The sequence below is a fragment of the Streptomyces sp. NPDC091287 genome, from assembly GCF_044768525.1.
Lineage (GTDB): Bacteria > Actinomycetota > Actinomycetes > Streptomycetales > Streptomycetaceae > Streptomyces.
The window spans coordinates 298,462-325,456 of sequence record NZ_JBIVUV010000002.1; the positions used below are offsets into that span (position 1 = coordinate 298,462).

Below are 26,995 nucleotides of genomic sequence, written 5' to 3' on the forward strand. Positions count from 1 at the left end.
GGTCTAGGTATGAGAAACGAGGTCGGATGATGCGTACGCGTCCGCTGAAGGTGGCGCTGCTGGGCTGCGGTGTGGTCGGCTCAGAGGTGGCGCGCATCATGACGACGCACGCCGACGACCTCGCGGCGCGCATCGGCGCGCCCGTCGAGCTCGCCGGCGTGGCCGTCCGCCGGCCCTCGAAGGTGCGTGAGGGCATCGACCCCGCACTGATCACCACCGACGCGACCGCGCTCGTGGAGCGCGGCGACATCGACGTCGTCATCGAGGTCATCGGCGGCATCGAGCCGGCCCGGGCGCTCATCACCGCCGCCTTCGAGAACGGCGCGAGCGTCGTCTCCGCCAACAAGGCGCTGCTCGCCGAGGACGGCGCGTCCCTGCACGCCGCCGCCGAGAAGTACGGCCGCGATCTGTACTACGAGGCCGCCGTCGCCGGGGCCATCCCGCTGGTGCGGCCGCTGCGCGAGTCGCTCGCCGGGGACAAGGTCAACCGGGTGCTCGGCATCGTGAACGGCACGACCAACTTCATCCTCGACAAGATGGACACCAGCGGGGCCGGCTACTCCGAGGCGCTCGACGAGGCCACCGCCCTCGGGTACGCCGAGGCCGACCCGACCGCCGATGTCGAGGGCTTCGACGCCGCGGCGAAGGCCGCGATCCTCGCCGGGATCGCCTTCCACACCCGTGTGAAGATCGGCGACGTGCACCGCGAGGGCATCACCGAGGTCACCGCCGCCGACATCGCCTCGGCCCGCCGGATGGGCTGCACGGTCAAACTGCTGGCCATCTGCGAGCGCGCCGCCGACGGGGCATCCGTCACCGCCCGCGTCCACCCCGCGATGATCCCGCTCAGCCACCCGCTGGCCTCGGTCCGCGAGGCGTACAACGCGGTCTTCATCGAGGCCGACGCGGCCGGGCAGCTCATGTTCTACGGGCCCGGCGCCGGCGGCTCGCCGACCGCCTCCGCGGTCCTCGGCGACCTCGTCGCGGTCTGCCGCAACAAACTGGGCGAGGCCACCGGCCCCGGTGAGTCCGCCTACACCCGCCTGCCGGTCAGCCCCATGGGCGAGGTCGTCACGCGGTACCACATCAGCCTCGACGTGGCCGACAAGCCTGGCGTGCTCGCCCAGGTCGCGACGGTCTTCGCCGAGCAGGGCGTATCGATCGATACCGTCCGCCAGCAAGGACGTCCAGACGGAGGCGGCGAGGCGTCCCTCGTCGTCGTCACCCACCGCGCGCCCGACGCCGCCCTCTCCGGGACCGTCGAAGCGCTGCGCAAGCTCGACACCGTGCGCGGTGTCGCCAGCATCATGCGTGTTGAAGGGGAGTAAAGGACCCATGACCAGCAAGGGCACCCACCAGTGGCGCGGCATCATCGAGGAGTACCGGGACCGGCTTCCGGTCACGAGCACGACTCCGGTCGTCACGCTTCGTGAGGGCGGTACGCCGCTCGTTCCGGCGCAGGTCCTCTCCGAGCGCACGGGCTGCGAGGTGCACCTCAAGGTCGAGGGCGCCAACCCCACCGGTTCGTTCAAGGACCGCGGCATGACCATGGCCATCACCCGGGCCAAGGAGGAGGGGGCGAAGGCCGTCATCTGCGCCTCCACCGGCAACACCTCGGCCTCCGCCGCGGCGTACGCCGTGCGCGCGGGGATGGTCTGCGCCGTCCTCGTACCGCAGGGCAAGATCGCGCTCGGCAAGATGGGCCAGGCGCTCGTGCACGGCGCCAAGATCCTCCAGGTCGACGGCAACTTCGACGACTGCCTGACCCTGGCCCGCTCGCTCTCGGACAACTACCCGGTGGCGCTGGTCAATTCGGTCAATCCGGTCCGTATCGAGGGCCAGAAGACCGCCGCGTTCGAGATCGTCGACGCGCTCGGCGACGCCCCCGACATCCACGTCCTGCCGGTCGGCAACGCGGGCAACATCACCGCGTACTGGAAGGGATACACCGAGTACGCCGGTGACGGCGTCTCGACCCGCTCCCCGCGCATGTGGGGCTTCCAGGCCTCCGGCTCCGCGCCCATCGTGCGCGGCGAGGTCGTCAAGGACCCGTCGACCATCGCCACCGCGATCCGCATCGGCAACCCGGCCTCCTGGAACTACGCGCTGGCCGCACGTGACGAGTCGGGCGGCTTCATCGACGAGGTGACGGACCGGCAGATCCTGTCCGCGTACCGGCTGTTGGCCTCCCAGGAGGGTGTCTTCGTGGAGCCCGCGTCGGCCGCCTCCGTCGCCGGCCTGCTCAAGGCCGCCGAGGAGGGCAAGGTCGACCCCGGCCAGCGCATCGTCTGCACGGTCACCGGCAACGGCCTCAAGGACCCCGACTGGGCCGTCGCGGGCGCACCGCAGCCGGTCACCGTCCCGGTCGACGCGGCCACCGCCGCCGAGAAGCTCGGCCTCGTCTGATCCGGTCCCGGGCCGGGCGTCGGCACGCGCCGCGGCCGGTCCGGGAAACCGCGACAACCCGCTCAACCAGCCCCTTTCCGGGGCGGAGAGCGCATGGGAGGCGGGCGACACGCATCGTGCGCCTCCTGTGCGCCCTATGTCGCCACAGAACCTTCCTTCGATAAGCTGTACCCCATCCGCCCGGCATCCGCCCGCCGGACCGCCACGCCTGCGGTCCCCGTCGTGGCCGTCGGGCCGGCCGCCGGATTCCCGCATCGTTTCGGAGCCCTCCGCACAGCCGCGACCCCCACCGCCATGACCCCCGCCGATCGCCCCCGCCCCTCAGCACCGCCCTCACGCCCCGCCGCCGCAGAGCCACCCGCACTGCATCCCCGCCGCCTTACAAGGAGTGGTCCGACCGATGGCCGGTCCCGCGTTCCGAGCCGCCGCCGTCAGGGTGCGCGTCCCCGCAACCAGCGCCAACCTGGGGCCGGGTTTCGACGCCCTGGGCCTCTCGCTGGGGCTGTACGACGACGTCGTCGTCCGGGTCGCCGACTCCGGGCTGCACATCGACATCGCAGGTGAGGGCAGTGACACGCTGCCCCGCGACGAGAGCCACCTGCTCGTGCGCTCCCTGCGCACCGCGTTCGACCTGCTCGGCGGCCAGCCCCGCGGGCTGGAGATCGTCTGCGCCAACCGCATCCCGCACGGCCGTGGTCTCGGCTCCTCCTCCGCCGCCATCTGCGCCGGAATCGTCGCCGCCCGCGCCGTGACGACGGGCGGCGACGCCCGCCTCGACGACGCGGCCCTGCTGGAGCTGGCGACCGAGATCGAGGGGCACCCGGACAACGTCGCGGCCTGTCTGCTCGGCGGCTTCACGCTCGCCTGGATGGACGGGGGCGCGGCCCGGGCGATCCGGATGGACCCCGCCGAATCCGTCGTCCCGGTGGTCTTCGTACCGGGGCGCCCGGTGCTCACCGAGACGGCGCGCGGCCTGCTCCCGCGCACCGTCCCGCACGTCGACGCGGCCCTCAACGCCGGCCGGGCGGCCCTGCTCGTCGAGGCCCTGACCCGCCGCCCGGAGCTGCTGCTCGCCGCCACCGAGGACCGGATCCACCAGGAATACCGGGGCCCCGCCATGCCGGAGAGCGTGGAACTGGTCAACCGCCTGCGCGCCGACGGCGTGCCCGCGGTCATCTCCGGCGCGGGACCCACGGTCCTCGCGCTTACGGAGGAAGGCTCGGCCGACAAGGTCGCCCGACTGGCGGGGGAGGGCTGGGCGGCGAACCGGCTGGCCCTCGACGCGACGGGCGCCAGTGTGCTGCCGCTGGCCGCGTAACCGCATGTGATTACCGGTGAGCGAGAGGGGGAATGTTTGTTGGAGCCGGTAGTGTTAACCTCAAGTCTGCAACCGACGTCTTTGAGGCGCGTTGCTTCGTGTCCCCCTCCGGGACCACCATTCTTCCGGGAGCCTCCCCAACTGCCTGAGCAGCCTGCCTGAGCAGTTTCGAGCACGCTCCGGAACCGGCACGACACCCCTCGCTCGTCCAGGAGTGGGCCGAGCAGGGGGATCTCGCGCCGGACCCCGCACACGTTCATCTCTCCGCCGTACACCCGGCGGACCACCGCCCCGGCAAGGTCCGCGATCCAGCAAGATCAACAGACCGCAGTCGGACAGCACAACCGGTCGCCGAGCCAGAAGGCCGACGTCCGCTCCAGGGAAGGACCCTTCGTGAGCGACACCACCGATCTGATGGGCGTGACTGCCGACAAGAACGTCGACAGCGCCGCGCCCGCCGAAGGTGCTGCCACTGGCACCACCGCACGGCGCCGCCGCTCCGGCACCGGCCTCGAGGGCATGGTCCTGGCCGAGCTGCAGCAGGTCGCGTCCGGCCTCGGCATCAGGGGCACTGCGCGGATGCGCAAGAGCCAGCTGATCGAGGTCATCAAGGAGGCGCAGGCGGGTGGCGGATCCGCCGCTCCCAAGGCCTCCTCCAAGGCCGCAGAGGCCCCCGCCGAGGCGGAGAGCAAGCCGAAGCGCCGCGCGACCTCGAAGGCGCGCACCGGGGACGAGGCCGCCGCTGCCGCCGCCGAGAAGGACACGGCCCAGCAGCAGATCGACATCCCCGGTCAGCCGGCCAGCGACGACCAGCCCGCGGGCGAGCGTCGTCGCCGTCGTGCGACCGCGCAGGCGGGCAGCCCCGACACCAAGACCGAGGCGAAGACCGAGGTCAAGGCCAAGGCGGAGCCCCAGGCCGAGCAGAAGACCGAGGAGCGGGGCGAGCCGAAGGGCGACGCCAAGGCCGAGGCCGCGGCCGACACGGCCGAGGGCCGTCGCGGCGACCGCCAGGGCCGCGGTGAGCGGGGCGACCGCGGTGAGCGCGGCGAGCGTCGTGAGCGTCAGCGCGACCGCCGCGGCAAGGGCGACGACCAGGGCCAGCAGGGCGGCGGCGGGCAGCGCCCGCAGCGCCAGGGCCAGGGCGGTGGCGGTCAGGGGCAGGGCCAGGGCCAGGGCCAGCAGAACCGTGACAACGGTCCGCAGGACGACTTCGACGACGAGGCGGGCGGCCGTCGCGGCCGTCGCGGCCGCTACCGCGACCGCCGTGGCCGTCGCGGGCGCGACGACTTCGCCAGCGATGTGCAGGTGGCCGACGACGACGTCCTGATCCCCGTCGCGGGCATCCTGGACATCCTCGACAACTACGCGTTCATCCGGACCTCCGGCTACCTGCCGGGCCCGAACGACGTGTACGTCTCGCTCGCCCAGGTCCGCAAGAACGGCCTGCGCAAGGGTGACCACGTCACCGGCGCGGTGCGCCAGCCCAAGGACGGCGAGCGGCGCGAGAAGTTCAACGCGCTGGTCCGCCTCGACTCGGTCAACGGCATGGCCCCGGAGTCGGGCCGCGGCCGCCCCGAGTTCCAGAAGCTGACCCCGCTCTACCCGCAGGACCGGCTCCGTCTGGAGACCGACTCCAACATCCTGACGACGCGGATCATCGACCTGGTGGCCCCGATCGGCAAGGGTCAGCGCGGGCTCATCGTGGCCCCGCCGAAGACCGGCAAGACCATGATCCTTCAGGCCATCGCCAACGCGATCACGGTCAACAGCCCCGAGTGCCACCTGATGGTCGTCCTGGTCGACGAGCGTCCGGAAGAGGTCACCGACATGCAGCGGTCGGTGAAGGGCGAGGTCATCTCCTCGACCTTCGACCGTCCCGCCGAGGACCACACCACCGTCGCCGAGCTGGCCATCGAGCGCGCCAAGCGTCTCGTGGAGCTGGGTCACGACGTGGTCGTCCTGCTCGACTCGATCACCCGTCTGGGCCGCGCGTACAACCTCGCGGCGCCGGCCTCCGGCCGCATCCTGTCCGGTGGTGTCGACTCGACGGCGCTCTACCCCCCGAAGCGCTTCTTCGGCGCCGCGCGCAACATCGAGGACGGCGGCTCGCTGACCATCCTCGCCACCGCGCTCGTCGAGACCGGCTCGCGCATGGACGAGGTGATCTTCGAGGAGTTCAAGGGCACCGGCAACATGGAGCTCAAGCTCGACCGGAAGCTCTCGGACAAGCGCATCTTCCCGGCGGTGGACGTCGACGCGTCCTCCACCCGTAAGGAAGAGATCCTGCTCGGCACCGACGAGCTGGCGGTCGTCTGGAAGCTGCGCCGGGTGCTGCACGCGCTCGACCAGCAGCAGGCGATCGAGCTCCTCCTGGACCGGATGAAGAAGACCCAGTCCAACGCGGAGTTCCTGCTCCAGATCCAGAAGACGACGCCGGGCAGCGGAAACGGCAACGACTGACGTTCTTCCCGCTGTACCGCTGTTCTGCGAAAGCGCCCCGTTACTCCGGTGACGAGGGCGTTTTCGCGTTATACGATCAGCGGCAGTAGGTGGGGGGGAACGTATTTTCTATACGCCCACTGTGATGTCTCCAGTGGGGAGAACTCTCTCCTTCGCATGCACGTACACGGCGCCGTCACCGAGGTGCGCCGTGTTCATCGAGGGGAGTCCTGTGACATCTGGCAGACGGAGGGGTTTCATGACCCTCCCTGTGGCAACTGCCGTGCTCGCCCTGGGAGCGGGGGCACTCGCCTCCGTCCCCGCGCAGGCCGCGGACACGGTCCCGCTTCCGGGTAAGCAGAACACCCAGAAGCGGTCCGACGTACCGCAGGCCGAACTGCTCGACACCGTCAAGGGATCGGCCGCCAAGCTGGCGGAGGGCGAGTCGGGTGCGCCCGCGCCCGGCGGAACCACGGAACCGGCGCCGGAGCGCACCGCCGATCCGAAGATCATCGGTGGGTCCGAAGCCCTGATCTCCGAGGCGCCGTGGATGGTGCAGCTGCACTACTACGACGACAAGGGAACCTCCGGCACCGCGGACGACGAGAGCTACTTCTGCGGTGGCACGCTCGTCGCGCCCGCCAAGGTCCTGACCGCCGCGCACTGCGTGGACGGACTGGACTGGAACAAGAATGGTGCCGTCCTGGGCGGCACCGCCAAGCTCCCGGTCGGCAATGACCTGAACGGCGGCCAGGCCGTCGGCGTCTGGCGTCAGTGGGTCCACCCCGCTTACGACGACGCGGCGTTGAGCAGCGACGTCGCCGTGCTGACGCTGGGCGCGGCCCTCCCGTACAAGACGCTCCAGCCGGCCTCCGGCGCCGAGACGGCGCTGTACAAGGAAGGCACCCGCGCCACCGTCTACGGCTGGGGCCGCACCAGCTCCACCAGCGAGGCCATCTCGCCGACGCTGCGCAAGGCCACGGTGCCGGTCAACGCCGACTCCACCTGCGCCTCCTTCTACGGCTCCGAGTTCGTGCCCGGGAAGATGACGTGTGCCGGAGTGCCTGCGTCGGGCCAGGACGAGGGCACCGTATCGCCGTGCAACGGCGACTCCGGTGGTCCGCTCGTGGTCAACGGTCGTATCGCGGGCGTCGTTTCGTGGGGTGTCCGGGACTGCGTCGCCACCGGCGCGTACAGCGTCTACTCCAAGGTCAGCTCGCTCTTCGGGCAGATCAACCCCCGGATCGACGACGCCAACCTCAACTTCGACACCACGGCGGACCTGTTCGCCCGGCAGTCGCAGGGCGAGGCGTTCGAGTACTACTCCAACGGCAAGGCGTTCACCGCGCCGGCGGCCCTGGGCAACTGGGGCGCGGTCAACCTGGTGCGTCAGGTCGACTGGGACCGCGACTTCTACCAGGACTACATCTACCGCGTCGGCAACGACCTGTACTGGTTCTACTTCGACGGCACGGACTGGGCCGAGAAGAAGATCGGCACGGGCTGGTCCTCGTTCAAGAACATCCTCTTCCCCGGCGACATCACCGGTGACGGGAACCCCGACCTCGTCGGCATCGACAGCACGGGCACCCTCGTCACCTACCCGGGCCGCGGCGACGGCACCTTCGCGGCCAAGGTCACGGCGGGCTCCGGATGGGGATCGCTGAAGCTGTTCGGCAAGGGCGACTACAGCGGTGACGGCATCGCGGACCTGCTGGCCCGTGACGCGCAGGGCCAGCTGTGGCTCTACGCGGGCCGTCACAACGTCGCCTCGCCGTTCGCCAACAAGGTCCTGGTCGGCACCGGCTGGAACTTCTCGGCCTACATCACCACCGGGGACAACACCGGTGACGGCAAGGCGGACCTCACCGTCCGTGACAGCACCGGCGCGATGTGGTTCTACCCGACCAGCGGTTCGGCGACCAAGCCCTTCGGGCCGAAGCTGAAGGCCGGCACCGGCTGGAACGGCTTCAACCTCTTCGGCTGATCCCGGCCGACGTCGGCCGGCCCGAGACCTTGGCCACACCGGCCCCGGTCCACGGAACGTCCGCCGCATCGCTGTACCGAGCACGAAACCCCAGGTGAACGCCGCCTCACGGCCCGTTCGCCCGAGCGTCCTGTGGCCCCCGTCCTCCGACGGGGGCCACAGGCGCGTATGCAACCCTTCTTGCTGCTTCGGCCGTCCCACCAGGAGAGGCCGACCGCGCGTGGAACACCACGGCAGGGGGCAGACGGGCAACAGGAGTGACGAGGAGACGCGTGAGCGAGCAGAGCAGGAGCACCGGCCGCATACGCGGCACCGGCAGCCGACGGAGGAAGCCGTCCCGCCGGCACCGTGCCAAGGTCGTCGCGGCCTGGACTGTGGCGGGTGTCGTGGTCGTCGGCGGGGCCGGAATCGGATACGCGTACCTGGCGCTCGACGGCAACCTCTCCAGCATCGACATCGACGCCAAGCTCGGCACCGACCGTCCCGACGACGTGAACGACGGCTCGCAGGACATCCTGGTGCTGGGCTCCGACTCGCGCTCCGGCGACAACGGGAAGTACGGCGAGGACGAGGGCGCGGCCCGCTCCGACACGGCGATGGTCATGCACGTCGACAAGGGCCACAAGTCCGCGAGCGTCGTCTCGATACCCCGCGACACCCTGATAGAGCGCCCCGCCTGCGAGAGCGACACCACCGGCGACGAGGTTCCCGCCGAGCACCGGGCGATGTTCAACACCGCCTACGAGGTCGGCGGGCCCGCCTGCGCGGTGAAGACCGTCGAGTCGATGTCCGGCATCCGCATGGACCACTACCTGGAAGTCGACTTCACCGGCTTCAAGGAGCTCATCGACGAACTCGGCGGCGTGGAGATCACCACGAAGACCGCGATCGACGACTCCAAGAGCCACCTGGACCTGGAGCCGGGCACCCACACGCTGAACGGCGAGGAGTCCCTCGGCCTCGTCCGTACGCGCAAGAGCGTCGGCGACGGCAGCGACCTCGGGCGCATCCAGCTCCAGCAGGCGTTCATCAAGGCGCTGATGGAGCAGGCGAAGAGCGTCGGGGTGTTCACCAGCCCCACCAAGCTCTACGGCCTCGCGGACGCCGCCACCAAGGCCGTCACCACCGACTCCGGGCTCGGCTCCGTCAAGAAGCTCACCGGTTTCGCCAACGGCCTCAAAGGGTTGAACGCCAAGAACGTCCACATGGTGACCCTGCCCGTGGAGTACGATCCGGCCGACCCGAACCGGGTCCTGCCGCAGGAGAAGGCCGGCCGGCAGGTCTGGTCCGCCCTCAAGCACGACCGGCCGATCCCCGCCTCCGCCACCGAGAAGTCGGCCGGCGACAAGGGCGACGCCGCCGAGGTCGTCGAATAGCCACGCACCCGTCACGCTCCGTCGGGGAATACCTGCGCTCCGCCCCCGGTTTTGGGAGATACGGCCGGTCCTGGCAGACTGGTACGTCGGCCCCGGTTCACGGCCGCGCAATCCGCGCGGACGACCCGGCGCCCTCCCGAAACTAGGAGACACCTTGAAGCGCGACATCCACCCCGAGTACGTCGAGACGCAGGTCAGCTGCACCTGCGGTGCGTCGTTCACCACCCGGAGCACCATCGACAGCGGCAACATCCGCGCCGACGTCTGCTCCGAGTGCCACCCGTTCTACACGGGCAAGCAGAAGATCCTCGACACCGGCGGCCGCGTGGCCCGCTTCGAGGCCCGCTTCGGCAAGGCTGCCGGCTCCGCCAGCAAGTAGCGAGCCACTGCGCCGGTTCTCGGCGCCCTCTTCCCGGGGGCGTCGGAACCGGCGTTTTTTCCGGTCGGGTGCCCGGGGGAACCCCCGCCGGACGCCCCACCGGGCAGTACGCCCTCCAGCAGGCCCGCAGACGCACAACCAACCAGGAGCCCCCGAATGTTCGAGGCGGTCGAGGAACTGATCGGTGAACACACCGGTCTTGAGAAGAAGCTCGCCGACCCGTCGGTCCACGCCGACCAGGCCAACGCGCGCAAGCTGAACAAGCGCTACGCGGAGCTGACCCCGATCGTCTCCACGTACCGGAGCTGGAAGCAGACCGGCGAGGACATCGAGACCGCGCGCGAGTACGCCGCGGACGACCCCGACTTCGCCGCCGAGGTCAAGGACCTGGAGAAGCAGCGCGAAGAGCTCACCGAGAAGCTCCGCCTCCTCCTCGTCCCGCGCGACCCCAGCGACGACAAGGACGTGCTCCTGGAGATCAAGGCGGGCGCCGGCGGCGACGAGTCCGCCCTGTTCGCGGGCGACCTGCTGCGCATGTACCTGCGCTACGCCGAGCGCGTCGGCTGGAAGACCGAGATCATCGACTCCACCGAGTCCGAGCTCGGCGGCTACAAGGACGTCCAGGTCGCCGTGAAGACCAAGGGCGGCAACGGCGCCACCGAGCCCGGCCAGGGCGTCTGGGCCCGGATGAAGTACGAGGGCGGCGTGCACCGCGTGCAGCGCGTGCCCTCCACCGAGTCCCAGGGCCGCATCCACACCTCCGCCGCGGGCGTGCTCGTCACCCCCGAGGCCGAGGAGGTCGACGTCGAGATCCACGCCAACGACCTGCGCATCGACGTCTACCGCTCCTCGGGCCCCGGCGGTCAGTCCGTCAACACGACCGACTCCGCCGTCCGCATCACGCACCTGCCCACCGGCGTCGTCGCGTCCTGCCAGAACGAGAAGAGCCAGCTCCAGAACAAGGAGCAGGCCATGCGCATCCTGCGCTCCCGGCTGCTGGCCGCCGCCCAGGAGGCCGCCGAGCAGGAGGCCTCCGACGTACGCCGCAGCCAGGTCCGCACCGTCGACCGCTCCGAGAAGATCCGGACGTACAACTTCCCGGAAAACCGCATCTCGGACCACCGCGTCGGCTTCAAGGCGTACAACTTGGACCAGGTGCTCGACGGAGAGCTGGACGCCGTCATCCAGGCATGCGTCGACGCCGACTCCGCCGCCAAGCTCGCCAACGCGTAAGCGCCCCGCCCGCCCCGCACACCCGTAACCCGTACGGAGAACCGCGATGAACCTGCTGCTCGCCGAGGTGGCCCAGGCCACCCAGCGGCTGGCCGACGCCGGTGTCCCCTCACCGCGATTCGACGCCGAGGAACTCGCGGCCTTCGTCCACGGGGTGAAGCGGGGTGCGCTGCACACGGTGCCCGACACCGACTTCGACGCCCGGTACTGGGAGACGATCGCCCGCCGCGAGGCCCGCGAACCCCTCCAGCACATCACCGGCCGCGCCTTCTTCCGCTACCTGGAGCTCCAGGTCGGACCCGGTGTCTTCGTGCCCCGCCCGGAGACCGAGTCCGTCGTCGGCTGGGCCATAGACGCGGTGCGCGCGATGGACGTCGTCGAGCCCGTCGTCGTCGACCTGTGCACCGGATCGGGCGCCATCGCGCTCGCCATGGCCCAGGAGGTCCCCCGCTCCAAGGTGCACGCCGTGGAGCTGTCCGAGGACGCCCTCAGGTGGACGCGGAAGAACGCCGAGGGGTCCAGGGTCACCGTGCACAAGGGAGACGCTCTGAGTGCCCTTCCGGAGCTCGACGGCCAGGTCGACCTGGTGATCTCCAACCCGCCGTACATCCCGCTCACCGAGTGGGAGTACGTCGCCCCCGAGGCCCGCGACCACGACCCGGAGATGGCCCTGTTCTCCGGCGAGGACGGCCTCGACACCATCCGCGGCATCGAACGCACCGCCCACCGTCTGCTGCGCCCCGGCGGCCTCGTCGTCATCGAGCACGCCGACACCCAGGGCGGCCAGGTGCCGTGGATCTTCACCGAGGAGCGGGGCTGGGCGGACGCCGCCGACCACCCCGACCTGAACAAGCGCCCCCGGTTCGCCACCGCCCGCAAGGCCATGCCGTGACCGGCCCCCGGCACCACCACCCGTACCCGTACCCGCTCCAGGAGGCCGGCTGATGGCTCGGCGATACGACTGCAACGACGCCACCGACCGGACCACGGGCCTGCGCGAGGCCGCATCGGCCGTCCGCCGGGGCGAACTGGTCGTGCTGCCCACCGACACCGTGTACGGGATCGGTGCGGACGCCTTCACCTCGGAGGCCGTCGCGGACCTGCTGGACGCCAAGGGCCGGGGCCGCAACATGCCCACCCCCGTCCTCATCGGCTCCCCGAACACGCTGCACGGCCTGGTCACCGACTTCTCCGAAGAGGCCTGGGAGCTCGTCGACGCCTTCTGGCCCGGCGCCCTCACCCTCGTCGCCAAGCACCAGCCCTCCCTCCAGTGGGACCTCGGCGACACCCGCGGCACCGTCGCCATCCGGATGCCCCTGCACCCGGTCGCCATCGAGCTGCTCACCGAGGTCGGCCCGATGGCCGTCTCCAGCGCCAACCTCACCGGACACCCCTCGCCCGAGGACTGCGACGCCGCCCAGGGGATGCTCGGGGACTCCGTCTCCGTCTACCTCGACGGCGGCCCGACGCCCGGCATCGTGCCGTCCTCGATCGTCGACGTCACCGGCGCCACCCCGGTCCTGCTGCGCGCCGGCGCCCTCTCCGCGGAGGAGCTGCGCAAGGTGGTCCCCGACCTCGAGGTGGCCAATTGACCGCCCCCGAGGGGCGTGGCATAGCGGGGCGGACCGACACCTTCCGCATCCTCCACGTCAGCACCGGCAACGTCTGCCGCTCACCGATCACCGAGCGGCTGACCCGGCATGCCCTGGTGGACCGCCTCGGCGACCCGCTCAGCGGCGGCCTCGTCGTGGAGAGCGCCGGCACCTGGGGCCACGAGGGCGCGCCCATGGAGGCCAACGCCGAGATCGTCCTCGCCGACTTCGGCGCGGACGCCACCGGCTTCGTCGGCCGCGAACTGCTCGACGAGCACGTGATCCGCGCCGACCTGGTCCTCACCGCCACCCGCGACCACCGCGCCCAGGTCATCTCCATGGGCCACTCCGCGGGCCTGCGCACCTTCACGCTCAAGGAGTTCACCCGGCTGGTGCGGGCCATAGACCCGGCCACCCTGCCCGACCCGCGCGACGAGGGCGTCGTCGAGCGCGCCCGCGCCCTGGTGCGCGCCGCCGCGGCGCTGCGCGGCTGGCTGCTGGCCCCGACCGCCGAGGCGGACGAGGTCTACGACCCCTACGGCGCCCCCATCACCTTCTTCCGCTCCATCGGCGACGAGATCAACCAGGCGCTCGACCCCGTCGTCACCGCCCTCACCGGCGTACGCGCCCCACACTGACGGGAAGCTGTCCGCGCCGTACCGGGGGCGGGTGCGCCGACCGGCGTACGGCACCCCGCGACAGCGCGCACGGCGCCCGGCCCCGGCCTACATTGGAGCTGACACCGGCATCCCTCGCCGGCGTACCCACCTCCAGGCCCGGAGCCATCCCATGCCGGTCACCTCTCCCGCCGCACCCGCAGCCGTGTCGCCCGCGCCCGACGCCCTGCCCCAGGACTTCGACGCCCTGCGCCGCCAGGACCCGGAGATCGCCGGAGTGCTGCTGGCGGAGACCGGCAGACAGGCCGCCGCCCTCCAGCTGATCGCCGCCGAGAACTTCGCCTCGCCCGCGGTCCTCGCCGCCCTCGGCTCCCCGCTCGCCAACAAGTACGCCGAGGGGTATCCGGGCGCCCGCCACCACGGCGGCTGCGAGCACGCGGACGCCGCCGAACGCATCGCCGTCCGCCGGGCCACCGCCCTCTTCGGCGCCGAACACGCCAACGTCCAGCCGCACTCCGGCTCCTCGTCCGTCCTCGCCGCCTACGCCGCGCTGCTGCGCCCGGGCGACACGGTGCTCGCGATGGGACTCCCGTACGGGGGACACCTCACCCACGGGGCGCCGGGCAACTTCTCCGGCCGCTGGTTCGACTTCGTCGGCTACGGGGTCGACCCGGACACCGGGCTGATCGACTACACCCGGCTCCGCGCCCTGGCCCGCGCCCGCCGCCCCAAGGCGATCGTCTGCGGCTCGATCTCCTACCCCCGCCACCCCGACTACGAGCTGTTCCGGGAGATCGCCGACGAGGTGGGCGCGTACCTGATCGTGGACGCCGCCCACCCGATGGGGCTGATCGCCGGGGGAGCGGCGCCGAGCCCGGTCCCGTACGCCGACGTGGTCTGCGCCACCACGCACAAGGTGCTGCGTGGGCCGCGCGGCGGCATGATCCTGTGCGGCACGGAGCTGGCCGAGCGGATCGACCGGGCGGTGTTCCCGTTCACTCAGGGCGGCGCGCAGATGCACACGGTGGCGGCGAAGGCCGTCGCGTTCGGGGAGGCGGCGACCCCCGCGTACACCCTCTACGCCCACCAGGTCGTGGCCCACGCCCGGGTGCTCGCCGCCGGCCTGGAGGCGGAGGGTTTCGAGGTCCCCACGGGCGGCACGGACACCCACATCGTCGTCGCGGACCCGGCCCCGCTCGGCGTCGACGGCCGCACCGCCCGGGAGCGGCTGGCGGCGGCCGGTGTGGTCCTGGACACCTGCGCACTGCCGTACGGGGACGCCCGGGGCATCCGCCTGGGCACGGCCGCCGTCACCACCCAGGGGATGGACGAGGGGGACATGGCCCGGATCGCGGCCCTGTTCGGAGCGGCCGTACGGGAGCCGGGCGACGTGGGCCCGATCGCGGCGGAGGTCCGCGAACTCGTCGCGCGCAATCCGCCGTATCCCGGGTAGCGGAGTCCGCGGTACCCGGAGCGGATCACTCCGCCGTATGCGGGGCACCCGAAGCCTGTGCAACCATCATCCGTAGCCTGGAGTCCTTGTTCCAGAGACTAGGGTGTGGTTTTTGGATGACCGGCGAGTTCTGTGGGGCAGCCCGTGCGTGATTACCTGCTGACGCTCTGTGTCACGGCAGCGGTGACCTATCTGCTGACCGGACCGGTGCGTAAGTTCGCCATCGCGGTCGGGGCGATGCCCGCGATCCGTGCGCGCGACGTCCACCGCGAGCCGACACCCCGGCTCGGTGGGATCGCCATGTTCGGCGGACTGTGCGCGGGGCTGATCGTCGCGGACCACCTCTTCAATCTGCAGGGCGTCTTCGAACTCTCCAACGAGCCGAGGGCGTTGCTCTCCGGCGCCGCCCTGATCTGGCTGATCGGCGTCCTCGACGACAAGTTCGAGATCGACGCCCTGATCAAGCTCGGCGGCCAGATGATCGCCGCCGCCGTCATGGTCATCCAGGGGCTCACGATCCTGTGGCTGCCGATCCCCGGCGTCGGCACGGTGGCCCTCACGCAGTGGCAGGGCACCCTGCTCACGGTGGCGCTGGTCGTCATCACGATCAACGCGGTCAACTTCGTCGACGGCCTGGACGGGCTCGCGGCGGGCATGGTGTGCATCGCGTCGGCGGCGTTCTTCCTGTACGCGTACCGCCTCTGGATGGGGTACGGGATCGAGGCGGCGGCCCCCGCGACCCTGTTCGCGGCGATCCTGATGGGGATGTGCCTCGGCTTCATGCCGCACAACATGCACCCGGCGCGGATCTTCATGGGCGACTCGGGATCGATGCTGATCGGCCTGGTGCTGGCGGCGGGCGCGATCTCGATCACCGGCCAGGTCGACCCGGACCTCATGAAGATCTTCGAGGGCAGTGAGCGCGAGGCCACCCACGCGCTGCTCCCGGTCTTCATCCCGCTGGTGCTGCCGCTGACGATCATCGCGATCCCGGCGGCCGACCTGGTTCTCGCCATCGTCCGTCGCACCTGGAACGGCCAGTCGCCGTTCGCCGCCGACCGGGGCCACCTGCACCACCGGCTGCTGGAGATCGGCCACTCGCACAGCCGGGCCGTGCTGATCATGTACTTCTGGTCGGCCCTCATCGCCTTCGGCGCCGTCGGTTACTCGGTGCATTCGGCGTCCTCGTGGATCGTGTTCGTCATCATCGCGGCGAGCGCGGTGGGCCTCGTCCTGCTGCTGATGCCGCGCTTCACCCCGCGTGCCCCGCACTGGGCCAACCGCTTCGTGCCGCCGCGCTACCGCCACCGTGGAGCGGAGCCGGATCCGGCCGTCCCGTACGAGGAGAAGCCGGCGCCCGTGGCCTCCGGGGCCCAACAGGGCTCGGCAGACGCGCGGATGGGCGAGGAGGCCGCCGAACGGGCTCCCGTGGCGGTCGGAGTGTCCGGCGTCAACGGCGCTACCGCGATCGGCGCTCGTTCGCGGTTCCCGGATCGCCGCTCGATCGACTCCTCGCGCTGACGATTCGGAACTCGCGATGCAATACCAGACATTGCGCCGTCTTGCCGTGCACACACGCGCGGGTTAACTCTCATGTGTGACAGTTGGCACACCTTCGAGGTAAAGACCTCATCAAATAGTTTGTGATACCGTTCACGAGACCCGGTGACGGAGCCGAAGGACCCTTGTAGGACGGTCCATTGGCCCGAAAATCCGCCTCGCGGACCGGGCCTACGCTCGTCCATGACGACGCCCCATTCCTCCCCTCAGACCAGTGGAGCTGCCGCCATGCAGTCCGACATGCGCGAACTACTGCGCATCGCCACCCCCACCGCCGCAGTGGGAGCCATCGCCACGCTTGTCGGCGGTCTGCTCGCCGGCGGCGAGGGGGCGATCGGTGCCGCGGTGGGCTGCGTGGTCGTGATCGTCTTCATGGCGCTCGGACTGCTGGCGCTCAACTGGGTCGGCAAGACCATGCCTCACCTGTTCCAGGGCATGGGGCTGATGATTTACTCGGCTCAGCTCGTGCTCCTGCTCATCTTCATCCTGAGCATCAGGAACACCTCGCTCTTCGATCTTCAGGTCTTCGCCCTCTCGCTGGTCGCGGCCGTCATCACGTGGATCACCACGCAGGCCGTGCTGCACTCCCGGAGCAAGATCCTTTACGTCGACCCCGACGCGGACGCCCGGAACCGTCCGGGCGGCCCTGGGGGAGATCGTGATGAGTAGGGGCGGAATAAAGCCATGTTCGACGTGCTGCTATCGTCCGGTCTCGGTTGCGGTAGTGCGAGCGCGGGCAACAAGGCGGTCGCTTGATTCATCGCGAGGCTTCGGGCCCGGCCGCCGCCTCCTCACCGTAAGAACCAGTCCGGTGCCGACCTGCGGCCACCCGCCGCTCCGACACAACGAGGTAGCCGCATCCATGCGCCATGCAGAAGGAGCTCTTGGTGACTGACGCCCAGACGCTCGCCTTCGAGACGAACTGCCACCTGTTCAAGGACTGCGGGTTCCAAGCTCCCAGTGTGTGGTCGTTCATCTTCGAGCCGCTCTTCACTGTTGGGTCTGTCGAATTCAACAAGCCCATGTTGCTCGCGATCATCGGTACCTTCGCGATCCTGGCCTTCTTCTGGGTCGGTTTCTCGAAGTCGAAGGTCGTCCCGGGCAAGCTGCAGATGGTCGCCGAGGCGCTGTACGACTTCGTCCACCGCGGTATCGCCAAAGAGGTCATCGGCAAGAAGGGCGAGCCCTTCGTCCCTCTGCTGGTCTCGCTGTTCTTCTTCGTCTGGATCCTGAACCTCTGGGCCCTCATCCCGCTCGCCCAGTTCCCGGTCAGCTCCGTCATCGCCTACCCCGTCGGCCTTGCGCTGATCGTCTGGGTGACGTACATGACGGTGACGTTCCGGACGAACGGATTCGTCGGAGGCATTCGCAACCTCTGCGTCCCGAGCGGTCTGCCCAAGCCGATCTACGTGCTGCTGACGCCGCTGGAGTTCGTCTCCAACGTGCTCGTCCGCCCGTTCACGCTGGCGGTACGACTCTTCGCGAACATGTTCGCGGGCCACATCCTGATCCTGATCTTCACGATCGCCACCTGGTACATGCTCGGCACGGTCCTGGGCACGGTCTACGCCGGAGCGTCGTTCATCCTGACGCTGGTCATCACCGTGTTCGAGATTTTCATCCAGGCCCTTCAGGCCTACGTGTTCACCGTGCTGACCGCCACGTACCTCTCCCAGGCGCTCGAAGAAGCCCACTGAGGACCTGCCGGCTCCCGGCTCCCGCCCTCAGATCCCCAGTCGCCCGGTGCGAAGACCATTTCCACCGGACCCACCAAGAGAAGGAACCACAGACATGTCTGCTGCTTTCGAGACCCTCGCGGCCGTGAACGGCAACGTCGGCACCATCGGCTACGGCCTCGCCGCGATCGGCCCCGGCATCGGCATCGGCATCATCTTCGGTAACGGTGTGCAGGCCATCGCCCGCCAGCCCGAGGCTGCCGGCCTCATCCGCCAGAACATGCTGCTCGGCTTCGCCGTCGTCGAGGCCCTGGCCCTGATCGGCTTCGTCGTTCCGTTCATCGTCAAGTGACGTTGTGGCTGTAGTCCCATTCGACGAAAGGTCCACCATGATGTACCTGGCAGCCGAGGAACCGCAGATGCCTCTGCTCCCGGTCTGGCCTGAAGTCGTCATCGGCTTGATCTGCTTCGGCATCGTCTTCTTCGTCTTCTCGAAGAAGCTCCTTCCGGTGATCAACAAGACCCTGGAAGAGCGCCGCGAGGCGATCGAGGGTGGCATCGAGAAGGCCGAATCGGCTCAGATCGAGGCCCAGAGCGTTCTTGAGCAGTACAAGGCTCAGCTCGCCGAAGCCCGCCACGAGGCCGCTCGTCTGCGCCAGGAGGCGCAGGAGCAGGGTGCCGTCATCATCCAGGAGATGAAGGCGGAAGGTCAGCGGCAGCGCGAAGAGATCATCGCCGCCGGCCACACCCAGATCGAGGCCGACCGCAAGGCCGCTGCCTCGGCGCTGCGTCAGGACGTGGGCAAGCTCGCCACCGACCTGGCCGGCAAGCTCGTCGGCGAGTCCCTCCAGGACCACGCCCGGCAGAGCGGCACCGTCGACCGTTTCCTCGACGAGCTCGAGGCGAAGGCCGAGGCAGCCCGATGAACAGCGCGAGCCGCGAAGCACTGGCTGCCGCACGCGAGCGTCTCGACGCGCTGACCGACAACACGTCGGTCGACGCGGCGAAGCTCGCCGAGGAGCTGGCATCGGTCACCGCGCTGCTTCACCGCGAAGTATCCCTGCGCCGGGTCCTCACCGACCCGGCCCAGAGCGGCGAGAGCAAGGCCGAGCTGGCCGCGCGTCTGCTCGGCGGACAGGTCGGCGGCGAGACCGTCGACCTGGTCTCCGGACTGGTCCGGTCCCGCTGGTCGCAGTCGCGTGACCTGGTGGACTCGGTCGAGGAGCTGGCGAACACCGCAGACCTCACCGCGGCCCAGCGCGGCGGCAGCCTCGACGACGTCGAGGACGAGCTGTTCCGGTTCGGCCGGATCGTCGGCTCCGACAAGGAGCTGCGCTCCGCGCTCACCAGCCGTACGGCCACGGCGTCCGCCAAGGGCGAGCTGCTGCGCAGCCTGCTCGGCGGCAAGGCACAGCCGGTCACCGAGCGGATCATCGTCCGCCTGGTCACCCAGCCCCGTGGACGTAGCCTGGAAGCAGGGCTGGACTCACTGTCCAAGCTCGCCGCGGAGCGCCGGGACCGCATGGTCGCCGTCGTCACCTCGGCGGTGCCGCTCAGCGACCGGCAGAAGCAGCGCCTCGGCGACGCCCTGGCGAAGCTCTACGGCCGGCAGATGCACCTGAACCTGGACGTGGACCCCGCGGTCCTCGGCGGGATCTCGGTGCGCGTCGGTGACGAGATGATCAACGGCACCGTCGCGGAGCGCCTCGAAGAGGCGACCCGCCGCATGGCCGGCTGACACAGCGCAGCGCAGAAGAACAAGCAAGACCAGCGGCCCGGTTGGGCCGTGCAGAAATTGCAGAAGATTCCTGGGGGTCGGCCCCCAGACCCCCTTAAGAAACTTCGGGCCCAACAAGGAGAGCAGGGAACCCAGATGGCGGAGCTCACGATCCGGCCGGAGGAGATCCGGGACGCACTGGATAACTTTGTCCAGTCGTACCAGCCGGACGCGGCCTCGCGCGAGGAGGTCGGTACGGTCAGCGTTGCCGGCGACGGCATCGCGAAGGTGGAGGGTCTTCCCTCCGCCATGGCGAACGAGCTGCTGAAGTTCGAGGACGGAACCCTCGGTCTCGCCCTCAACCTCGAGGAGCGCGAGATCGGTGCGATCGTCCTCGGCGAGTTCAGCGGCATCGAGGAGGGCCAGCCGGTGCAGCGCACCGGCGAGGTGCTCTCCGTCGGCGTCGGCGAGGGTTACCTCGGCCGCGTCGTCGACCCGCTCGGCAACCCGATCGACGGTCTCGGCGAGATCGAGACCGACAGCCGCCGCGCCCTCGAGCTGCAGGCCCCTGGCGTCATGGTCCGCAAGTCGGTGCACGAGCCGATGCAGACCGGCTACAAGGCCGTCGACGCCATGGTGCCGATCGGCCGCGGCCAGCGTCAGCTGATCATCGGCGACCGTCAGACGGGTAAGACCGCTCTGGCCGTCGACACGATCATCAACCAGCGCGACAACTGGCGCTCGGGCGACGTGAACAAGCAGGTCCGCTGCATCTACGTCGCCATCGGTCAGAAGGGTTCCACCATCGCCTCCGTGCGTGGTGCGCTCGAAGAGGCCGGTGCGCTGGAGTACACGACCATCGTCGCCGCCCCGGCGTCCGACCCGGCCGGCTTCAAGTACCTGGCGCCGTACACCGGTTCGGCCATCGGCCAGCACTGGATGTACGCCGGCAAGCACGTCCTGATCATCTTCGACGACCTCTCGAAGCAGGCCGACGCCTACCGCGCCGTGTCCCTGCTGCTGCGCCGCCCGCCGGGCCGCGAGGCCTACCCGGGTGACGTCTTCTACCTGCACTCGCGTCTGCTGGAGCGCTGCGCCAAGCTCTCCGACGAGATGGGCGCCGGCTCGATGACGGGCCTCCCGATCGTCGAGACCAAGGCGAACGACGTGTCGGCGTTCATTCCGACCAACGTCATCTCCATCACCGACGGCCAGTGCTTCCTGGAGTCCGACCTGTTCAACGCGGGTCAGCGTCCGGCGCTCAACGTCGGTATCTCGGTCTCCCGAGTCGGTGGCTCCGCCCAGCACAAGGCGATGAAGCAGGTCTCCGGCCGGCTTCGCGTGGACCTCGCCCAGTACCGCGAGCTGGAGGCGTTCGCCGCCTTCGGTTCCGACCTGGACGCGGCCTCGAAGGCCTCGCTGGAGCGCGGTAAGCGCATGGTCGAGCTGCTGAAGCAGCCGCAGTACGCCCCGTTCCCGATGGAGGAGCAGGTCGTCTCGGTCTGGGCCGGCACCACGGGCAAGATGGACGACGTCCCGGTCGAGGACATCCGTCGCTTCGAAGGCGAGCTGCTGGAGTACCTGCGCCGTGAGCGCAAGGACCTCCTGACCAGCATCGCCGAGGGCGGCAAGATGTCCGACGACACGCTGCAGTCGATCGCCGACGCGATCGCCGCCTTCAAGCAGCAGTTCGAGACCTCGGACGGCAAGCTCCTGGGCGAGGGCTGATCGATGGGCGCTCAGCTTCGCGTTTACAAGCGCCGCATCCAAGCCGTCACCGCGACCAAGAAGATCACCAAGGCGATGGAGATGATCGCCGCCTCGCGCATTGTCAAGGCACAGCGCAAGGTGGCGGCGTCCAAGCCCTACGCGACCGAGCTCACCCGTGCGGTGACCGCGGTGGCGACCGGCTCCAACGCCAAGCACCCGCTCACCACCGAGGTCGACGCCCCGACCCGGGCCGCGGTCCTGCTCGTCACGAGCGACCGCGGTCTGGCCGGCGGCTACTCCTCCAACGCCATCAAGGCCGCGGAGCGACTGCGGGAGCGCCTTGCCTCCGAGGGCAAGGAGGTCGACACGTACATCGTCGGCCGCAAGGGTGTCGCGTACTACGGCTTCCGCGAGCGCAAGGTCGAGGACTCCTGGACCGGCTTCACCGACAACCCGGCGTACGGGGATGCCAAGCGCGTCGCCGCCCCGTTGATCGAGGCCATCCAGAAGGACACGGCCGAGGGCGGCGTCGACGAGCTGCACATCGTCTTCACGGAATTCGTGTCGATGATGACGCAGAACGCGGTCGACGACCGGATGCTGCCGCTTTCGCTCGACGAGGTGGCGCAGGAGAGCACCCGCAAGGGTGAGATCCTTCCGCTCTTCGACTTCGAGCCGTCGGCCGAGGACGTCCTCGACGCCCTTCTGCCGCGCTACGTCGAGAGCCGCATCTACAACGCACTGCTGCAGGCAGCCGCTTCCGAGCACGCCGCCCGCCGCCGCGCGATGAAGTCGGCCACCGACAACGCCGGGGACCTCATCAAGAGCCTGTCCCGGCTTGCCAACGCGGCCCGACAGGCCGAAATCACCCAGGAAATCAGCGAGATCGTCGGCGGTGCCAGTGCTCTGGCCGACGCGACCGCGGGGAGTGACAAGTAATGACGACGACAGTTGAGACGGCCGCTGCCACGGGCCGCGTCGCCCGGGTCATCGGCCCGGTCGTCGACGTGGAGTTCCCCGTCGACGCGATGCCGGAGATCTACAACGCCCTCCACGTCGAGGTCGCGGACCCCGCCGAGGACGGCGCCCGCAAGACCCTGACCCTGGAAGTCGCCCAGCACCTGGGTGACGGTGTGGTCCGTGCGATCTCGATGCAGCCCACCGACGGCCTGGTCCGCCAGGCCGCGGTGACCAACACGGGTGCGGGCATCACCGTCCCCGTCGGCGACATCACCAAGGGCAAGGTCTTCAACACCCTCGGTCAGATCCTGAACGAGCCGGAGGCCGAGGCGCAGATCACCGAGCGCTGGCCGATCCACCGCAAGGCCCCGGCCTTCGACCAGCTCGAGTCGAAGACCGAGATGTTCGAGACCGGCCTGAAGGTCGTCGACCTGCTGACCCCGTACGTCAAGGGCGGCAAGATCGGTCTGTTCGGTGGTGCGGGCGTCGGCAAGACGGTCCTCATCCAGGAAATGATCATGCGTGTGGCGAAGCTGCACGACGGTGTGTCGGTGTTCGCCGGTGTTGGTGAGCGCACCCGTGAGGGCAACGACCTCATCGACGAGATGACCGAGTCGGGCGTTCTGGAGAAGACCGCGCTCGTCTTCGGCCAGATGGACGAGCCGCCGGGGACGCGTCTGCGCGTGGCCCTGTCCGCCCTGACCATGGCGGAGTACTTCCGCGATGTGCAGAAGCAGGACGTGCTGCTCTTCATCGACAACATCTTCCGCTTCACGCAGGCCGGCTCCGAGGTCTCCACGCTGCTCGGCCGCATGCCGTCCGCGGTGGGTTACCAGCCGACCCTGGCCGACGAGATGGGTGTGCTCCAGGAGCGCATCACCTCGACGCGTGGTCACTCGATCACCTCGATGCAGGCGATCTACGTCCCCGCGGACGACCTGACCGACCCGGCCCCGGCCACCACGTTCGCCCACCTCGACGCGACGACGGTTCTCTCCCGTCCGATCTCCGAGAAGGGCATCTACCCGGCCGTGGACCCGCTGGACTCCACGTCCCGCATCCTGGACCCGCGTTACATCTCGCAGGACCACTACGCCGCGGCCAGCCGCGTCAAGGGGATCCTCCAGAAGTACAAGGACCTCCAGGACATCATCGCGATCCTCGGTATCGACGAGCTGGGCGAGGAGGACAAGCTCGTTGTCCACCGTGCCCGTCGCGTCGAGCGCTTCCTGTCGCAGAACACCCACGCCGCCAAGCAGTTCACCGGCCTGGACGGTTCGGACGTTCCGCTCGACGAGTCGATCTCCGCGTTCAACGCGATCTGCGACGGGGACTACGACCACTTCCCCGAGCAGGCGTTCTTCATGTGCGGTGGCCTGGACGACCTCAAGGCCAAGGCCAAGGAGCTCGGCGTCTCCTGAGCCTCCGGCTCACCGAGGGGGGTGGGTGTGTCCCGCCCCCCTCACCACGCCCCGTAGAATTGAACCGACACCCGGCCGGGCGGCCGGGTGGTGACCCGAGGAGCCACCCTTGGCTGCTGAGCTGCATGTCGAGCTGGTCGCCGCCGACCGAAGCGTCTGGTCCGGCGAGGCCACCCTGGTCGTCGCGCGCACCACGTCCGGCGACATCGGCGTCATGCCCGGTCACCAGCCGCTTCTCGGTGTGCTGGAATCGGGCCCGGTGACGATCCGCACGAGTGAGGGCGGCACCGTCATCGCCGCTGTGCACGGTGGATTCATCTCGTTCGCGGACGACAAGCTGTCGCTGCTGGCCGAGATCGCCGAGCTGGCCGACGAGATCGATGTCGAGCGCGCCGAGCGGGCGCTGGAACTCGCGAAGTCGGACGCGGACGCCGCTGCCCAGCGGCGCGCCGACGTACGACTGCGCGCGGTGGCGGTGCGCTAGCACCCCCACTGACAGATGTCTTTACTCAGCCGCGGCCCGAGCTGGAGCAATCCAGCCGTGTCGCGGCTGAGGCGATGCAGGTGCAATACGGTTTCGGTGTTCGTTACTCGACGATGCGAGGAGGTCGGTGGAGATGGTCCTCGCGTTGTGGGTGGGCGCGTCCGTCATCGTCACGGTCCTGTTGGGACTGTTCGTCTTCGGCCTGCGCCGGAGGCTGATCCAGCGGTCCGGAGGGACCTTCGACTGCAGCCTGCGCTGGGACGTGTCGGAGGAACCCGATGCGCTCGGCAAGGGCTGGGTCTACGGGGTCGCCCGCTACAGCGGTGACCGCGTCGACTGGTTCCGGGTCTTCTCCTACGCTCCTCGCCCCCGCCGGGGCCTGGAGCGTTCTGCGATCGAGGTGATCGCCCGCCGGCTGCCGGAGGGCGAGGAGGAGCTCGCGCTCCTGTCCGACTCGGTCGTGCTCGGCTGTCTCCACCGCGGGACGCGCCTGGAGCTGGCGATGAGCGAGGACGCCCTGACCGGCTTCCTCGCCTGGCTGGAGGCGGCGCCGCCCGGCCAGCGGGTGAACGTCGCGTAGCGCCTGAGGACCGCGCGTAAGGCGTACGTCGCGCAGCGGAGCGCGTATCCGCGGAGAACGTACGCGTACACAGCGAAAAACCGGGGAGACGGGGGGCGGACCCGTCTCCCCGGTGCTTTTCCGGGGCGGTGCTGGCCGTTATGGCGTGGGGAGCACCGGCGTGGTTACTGGAGGCCGGTCTTGATCGCGTTCACCAGTTCACCGTTGCTGGTGTCACCGGAGAACTCCCAGAAGAACGCGCCACCGAGGCCCTGGTTCTTCGCCCAGGTCATCTTGGTGCCGATGGTGGCCGGGGTGTCGTAGCTCCACCAGTTGGTGCCGCAGTGCGCGTAGGCCGTACCGGCGATGGTGCCGGTGGACGGGCAGGTGCTCTTCAGGACCTTGTAGTCCTCGTTGCCCGCCTCGTACGTGCCCGGGGCCGCGCCGGTCGCCGTGCCGCCGGGGGCGGACTGGGTGACGCCGGTCCAGCCGCGGCCGTAGAAGCCGATGCCGAGGAGCAGCTTCTTGGCCGGGACGCCCTTGGCCTTCAGCTTGGCGATGGCCTCGGAGGAGGAGAAGCCGGCCTGCGGGATGCCGGTGTACGGGGTCAGCGGCGAGTGCGGGGCCGTCGGGCCCTTGGCCGCCCAGGCGCCGAAGAAGTCGTACGTCATCACGTTGTACCAGTCGAAGGACTGGGAGGCGCCGCCGTAGTCGGCCGCGTCGATCTTGCCGCCGTTGGAGCCGTCCGCGGTGATGGCGGCGGTGACCAGGTTCTTCGTGCCGAACTTGGCCCGCATGGCGTCGGCCATGGTCTTCAGCGCGGCCGGACCGCTGGTGTCACAGGTCAGACCACAGGCGTTGGGGTACTCCCAGTCGAGGTCGATGCCGTCGAAGACATCGGCCCAGCGGGGGTCCTCGACCAGGTCGTAGCAGGACTGGGCGAAGGCGGCGGGGTTCTGCACGGCCTGGCCGAAGCCGCCGGACCAGGTCCAGCCGCCGAACGACCAGAGGATCTTGATGTGCGGGTACTTGGCCTTCAGCTTGCGCAGCTGGTTGAAGTTGCCGCGCAGCGGCTGGTCCCAGGTGTCGGCGACGCCGTCGACGGACTGGTCGGCGGTGTACGCCTTGTCGTAGTCGGCGTACGAGTCACCGATGGTGCACTTGCCGTTCTGCACGTTGCCGAAGGCGTAGTTGATGTGCGTGATCTTCGCGGCGGAGCCGGACGTCACCAGGTTCTTCACGTGGTAGTTGCGCCCGTAGACGCCCCAGTTGGTGAAGTAGCCCAGGTTGACCTTGTCGCCGCCGGGCTGCTCGCCACCGCCGCCGGTGGTCCGCACGGAGACGGCGCCGGAGACCGGGCCGGTCTGGTCGGCGGTGTCCCGGGCCTGCACGGCGTAGGAGTAGTCGGTGCCGGCGGTCAGGCCGGTGTTGGTGTACGTCGTGCCGGTGACCGTGGCGACCTTCGCGCCGTCGCGCAGCACGTCGTAGTTCTTGACGCCCTTGTCGTCGGTCGCCGCGCTCCAGCTGAGCTTGACCGAGGTGTCGGTGACGTCGCTGGTGGTCGGGGTGCCGGGCGCCGAGGGGGCGTTGTCGCCGGGGACGCTGCCGCCGTCACAGGAGGCGCCGTTCAGCTTGCAGCCCGAGGGGGAGCCGGAGCCGGTGCCGTTGAAGCCGAAGCTGATGCTGGCGCCGGGCGCCACGGACCCGTTCCAGGAGAGGTTCTTGGCGGTGTAGTGGCCGCCGCTGCTGGTGAGGGAGGCGTCCCAGGCGGAGCCCGCCGAGGTGCCCGAGGGGAAGTCCCACTCGATGGTCCAGGAGGAGAGCGCGGTGGTGCCGGTGTTCTTCACCGTCCACTGGCCCTCGAAGCCGCTGCCCCAGTCCGACTTCTTGGTGTACGTGGCGGTGGCCGACGTGGCCGCCGAGGCGGGGGCGGCGAGCCCCACCATCGCGGCCAGCGGCACGACCAGCGCGGTCAGGCCCGCGACGACCTTGGACCGGCCGCTCCGGACGGGGATCCATCTGAGTCTGGATCGGCGTTGGGGGGTATCAGTGCTCAACGGTGCTCCTCGGGTGAGGTCCAACAAACGGGGATGATTCGTGGACTGCAA

24 protein-coding genes are annotated in these 26,995 nt (G+C 69.7%); 23 read left to right on the plus strand and 1 reads right to left on the minus strand.

Annotated features, from left to right (window positions below; translation table 11 throughout):
* The first annotated feature begins 29 nt into the window (after positions 1-29).
* The 23 genes from ACIQRW_RS04135 to ACIQRW_RS04245 all read left to right on the plus strand — a co-directional run bounded on the left by ACIQRW_RS04135 (position 30) and on the right by ACIQRW_RS04245 (position 24,908).
* Positions 30-1,328, plus strand: a complete 1,299-nt coding sequence (locus tag ACIQRW_RS04135) for a homoserine dehydrogenase (protein WP_403754432.1) — start codon at positions 30-32, stop codon at positions 1,326-1,328.
* 7 nt (positions 1,329-1,335) lie between these two features.
* Positions 1,336-2,406 carry a threonine synthase gene (gene thrC, locus ACIQRW_RS04140; RefSeq protein WP_164616619.1) on the plus strand — a complete coding sequence of 357 codons (1,071 nt, stop codon included), beginning with the start codon at positions 1,336-1,338 and terminating at the stop codon, positions 2,404-2,406.
* Positions 2,407-2,806: 400 nt separating this feature from the next.
* The gene (gene thrB, locus ACIQRW_RS04145) at positions 2,807-3,724 is read left to right on the plus strand and encodes a homoserine kinase (protein WP_003966267.1); all 918 of its coding nucleotides are present in this window, start codon (positions 2,807-2,809) and stop codon (positions 3,722-3,724) included.
* A 393-nt stretch (positions 3,725-4,117) separates the two neighbouring features.
* Entirely contained in the window at positions 4,118-6,184 is a 2,067-nt protein-coding gene (gene rho, locus ACIQRW_RS04150; RefSeq protein ID WP_403754082.1) for a transcription termination factor Rho, read from the plus strand.
* A gap of 238 nt (positions 6,185-6,422) precedes the next feature.
* A complete protein-coding gene (locus tag ACIQRW_RS04155; RefSeq protein WP_403754085.1) occupies positions 6,423-8,150 on the plus strand; it encodes a trypsin-like serine protease in 1,728 nt (575 codons plus the stop codon).
* Positions 8,151-8,422: 272 nt separating this feature from the next.
* Entirely contained in the window at positions 8,423-9,526 is a 1,104-nt protein-coding gene (locus ACIQRW_RS04160) for an LCP family protein (RefSeq protein WP_403754088.1), read from the plus strand.
* A 154-nt stretch (positions 9,527-9,680) separates the two neighbouring features.
* Positions 9,681-9,905: a 50S ribosomal protein L31 gene (gene rpmE / locus ACIQRW_RS04165; RefSeq protein WP_018958997.1), complete on the plus strand. Its 225-nt coding sequence runs from the start codon at positions 9,681-9,683 to the stop codon at positions 9,903-9,905.
* Between the two features lie 156 nt (positions 9,906-10,061).
* The gene (prfA, locus tag ACIQRW_RS04170; protein ID WP_228924072.1) at positions 10,062-11,138 is read left to right on the plus strand and encodes a peptide chain release factor 1; all 1,077 of its coding nucleotides are present in this window, start codon (positions 10,062-10,064) and stop codon (positions 11,136-11,138) included.
* Positions 11,139-11,184: 46 nt separating this feature from the next.
* Positions 11,185-12,030 carry a peptide chain release factor N(5)-glutamine methyltransferase gene (gene prmC, locus ACIQRW_RS04175; RefSeq protein WP_007447711.1) on the plus strand — a complete coding sequence of 282 codons (846 nt, stop codon included), beginning with the start codon at positions 11,185-11,187 and terminating at the stop codon, positions 12,028-12,030.
* A 52-nt stretch (positions 12,031-12,082) separates the two neighbouring features.
* On the plus strand, positions 12,083-12,730 hold the full coding sequence (locus ACIQRW_RS04180) for an L-threonylcarbamoyladenylate synthase (RefSeq protein ID WP_007447713.1): 648 nt from the start codon (positions 12,083-12,085) through the stop codon (positions 12,728-12,730).
* A complete protein-coding gene (locus ACIQRW_RS04185; RefSeq protein ID WP_403754093.1) occupies positions 12,727-13,368 on the plus strand; it encodes a protein-tyrosine-phosphatase in 642 nt (213 codons plus the stop codon). Before ACIQRW_RS04180 ends, ACIQRW_RS04185 begins: the two co-directional genes overlap by 4 nt.
* Positions 13,369-13,519: 151 nt before the next feature.
* Positions 13,520-14,800, plus strand: coding sequence for a serine hydroxymethyltransferase (gene glyA, locus ACIQRW_RS04190; protein ID WP_403754096.1), 1,281 nt, complete (start codon positions 13,520-13,522; stop codon positions 14,798-14,800).
* 132 nt (positions 14,801-14,932) lie between these two features.
* A complete protein-coding gene (locus ACIQRW_RS04195) occupies positions 14,933-16,321 on the plus strand; it encodes an MraY family glycosyltransferase (RefSeq protein ID WP_403754099.1) in 1,389 nt (462 codons plus the stop codon).
* A 267-nt stretch (positions 16,322-16,588) separates the two neighbouring features.
* A complete protein-coding gene (locus ACIQRW_RS04200) occupies positions 16,589-17,029 on the plus strand; it encodes a hypothetical protein (protein WP_403754102.1) in 441 nt (146 codons plus the stop codon).
* Between the two features lie 200 nt (positions 17,030-17,229).
* A complete protein-coding gene (gene atpB, locus ACIQRW_RS04205; protein ID WP_403754104.1) occupies positions 17,230-18,057 on the plus strand; it encodes a F0F1 ATP synthase subunit A in 828 nt (275 codons plus the stop codon).
* Positions 18,058-18,151: 94 nt separating this feature from the next.
* Positions 18,152-18,388: an ATP synthase F0 subunit C gene (gene atpE, locus ACIQRW_RS04210; RefSeq protein WP_003966254.1), complete on the plus strand. Its 237-nt coding sequence runs from the start codon at positions 18,152-18,154 to the stop codon at positions 18,386-18,388.
* A gap of 37 nt (positions 18,389-18,425) precedes the next feature.
* Positions 18,426-18,962: a F0F1 ATP synthase subunit B gene (locus tag ACIQRW_RS04215; RefSeq protein WP_003966253.1), complete on the plus strand. Its 537-nt coding sequence runs from the start codon at positions 18,426-18,428 to the stop codon at positions 18,960-18,962.
* Entirely contained in the window at positions 18,959-19,774 is an 816-nt protein-coding gene (locus tag ACIQRW_RS04220) for a F0F1 ATP synthase subunit delta (protein ID WP_403754106.1), read from the plus strand. Before ACIQRW_RS04215 ends, ACIQRW_RS04220 begins: the two co-directional genes overlap by 4 nt.
* A 135-nt stretch (positions 19,775-19,909) precedes the next feature.
* Positions 19,910-21,481, plus strand: coding sequence for a F0F1 ATP synthase subunit alpha (atpA, locus tag ACIQRW_RS04225; RefSeq protein WP_392945508.1), 1,572 nt, complete (start codon positions 19,910-19,912; stop codon positions 21,479-21,481).
* 3 nt (positions 21,482-21,484) lie between these two features.
* Positions 21,485-22,402: a F0F1 ATP synthase subunit gamma gene (locus ACIQRW_RS04230; RefSeq protein WP_403754109.1), complete on the plus strand. Its 918-nt coding sequence runs from the start codon at positions 21,485-21,487 to the stop codon at positions 22,400-22,402.
* A complete protein-coding gene (gene atpD / locus ACIQRW_RS04235; protein ID WP_069755422.1) occupies positions 22,402-23,844 on the plus strand; it encodes a F0F1 ATP synthase subunit beta in 1,443 nt (480 codons plus the stop codon). The genes ACIQRW_RS04230 and atpD overlap by 1 nt, the downstream gene beginning before the upstream one ends.
* Before the next feature lie 109 nt (positions 23,845-23,953).
* On the plus strand, positions 23,954-24,328 hold the full coding sequence (locus ACIQRW_RS04240; protein WP_003966248.1) for a F0F1 ATP synthase subunit epsilon: 375 nt from the start codon (positions 23,954-23,956) through the stop codon (positions 24,326-24,328).
* Positions 24,329-24,461: 133 nt separating this feature from the next.
* Complete coding sequence (locus ACIQRW_RS04245; protein ID WP_056702475.1) at positions 24,462-24,908, plus strand: DUF2550 domain-containing protein; 447 nt, start codon at positions 24,462-24,464, stop codon at positions 24,906-24,908.
* Positions 24,909-25,072: 164 nt separating this feature from the next.
* Here ACIQRW_RS04245 and ACIQRW_RS04250 read toward each other — a convergent pair whose 3' ends face one another.
* Positions 25,073-26,944 (minus strand): glycosyl hydrolase family 18 protein, encoded by a 1,872-nt coding sequence (locus tag ACIQRW_RS04250; RefSeq protein ID WP_403754113.1) that lies wholly within the window; start codon positions 26,942-26,944, stop codon positions 25,073-25,075.
* Positions 26,945-26,995 lie beyond the last annotated feature (51 nt).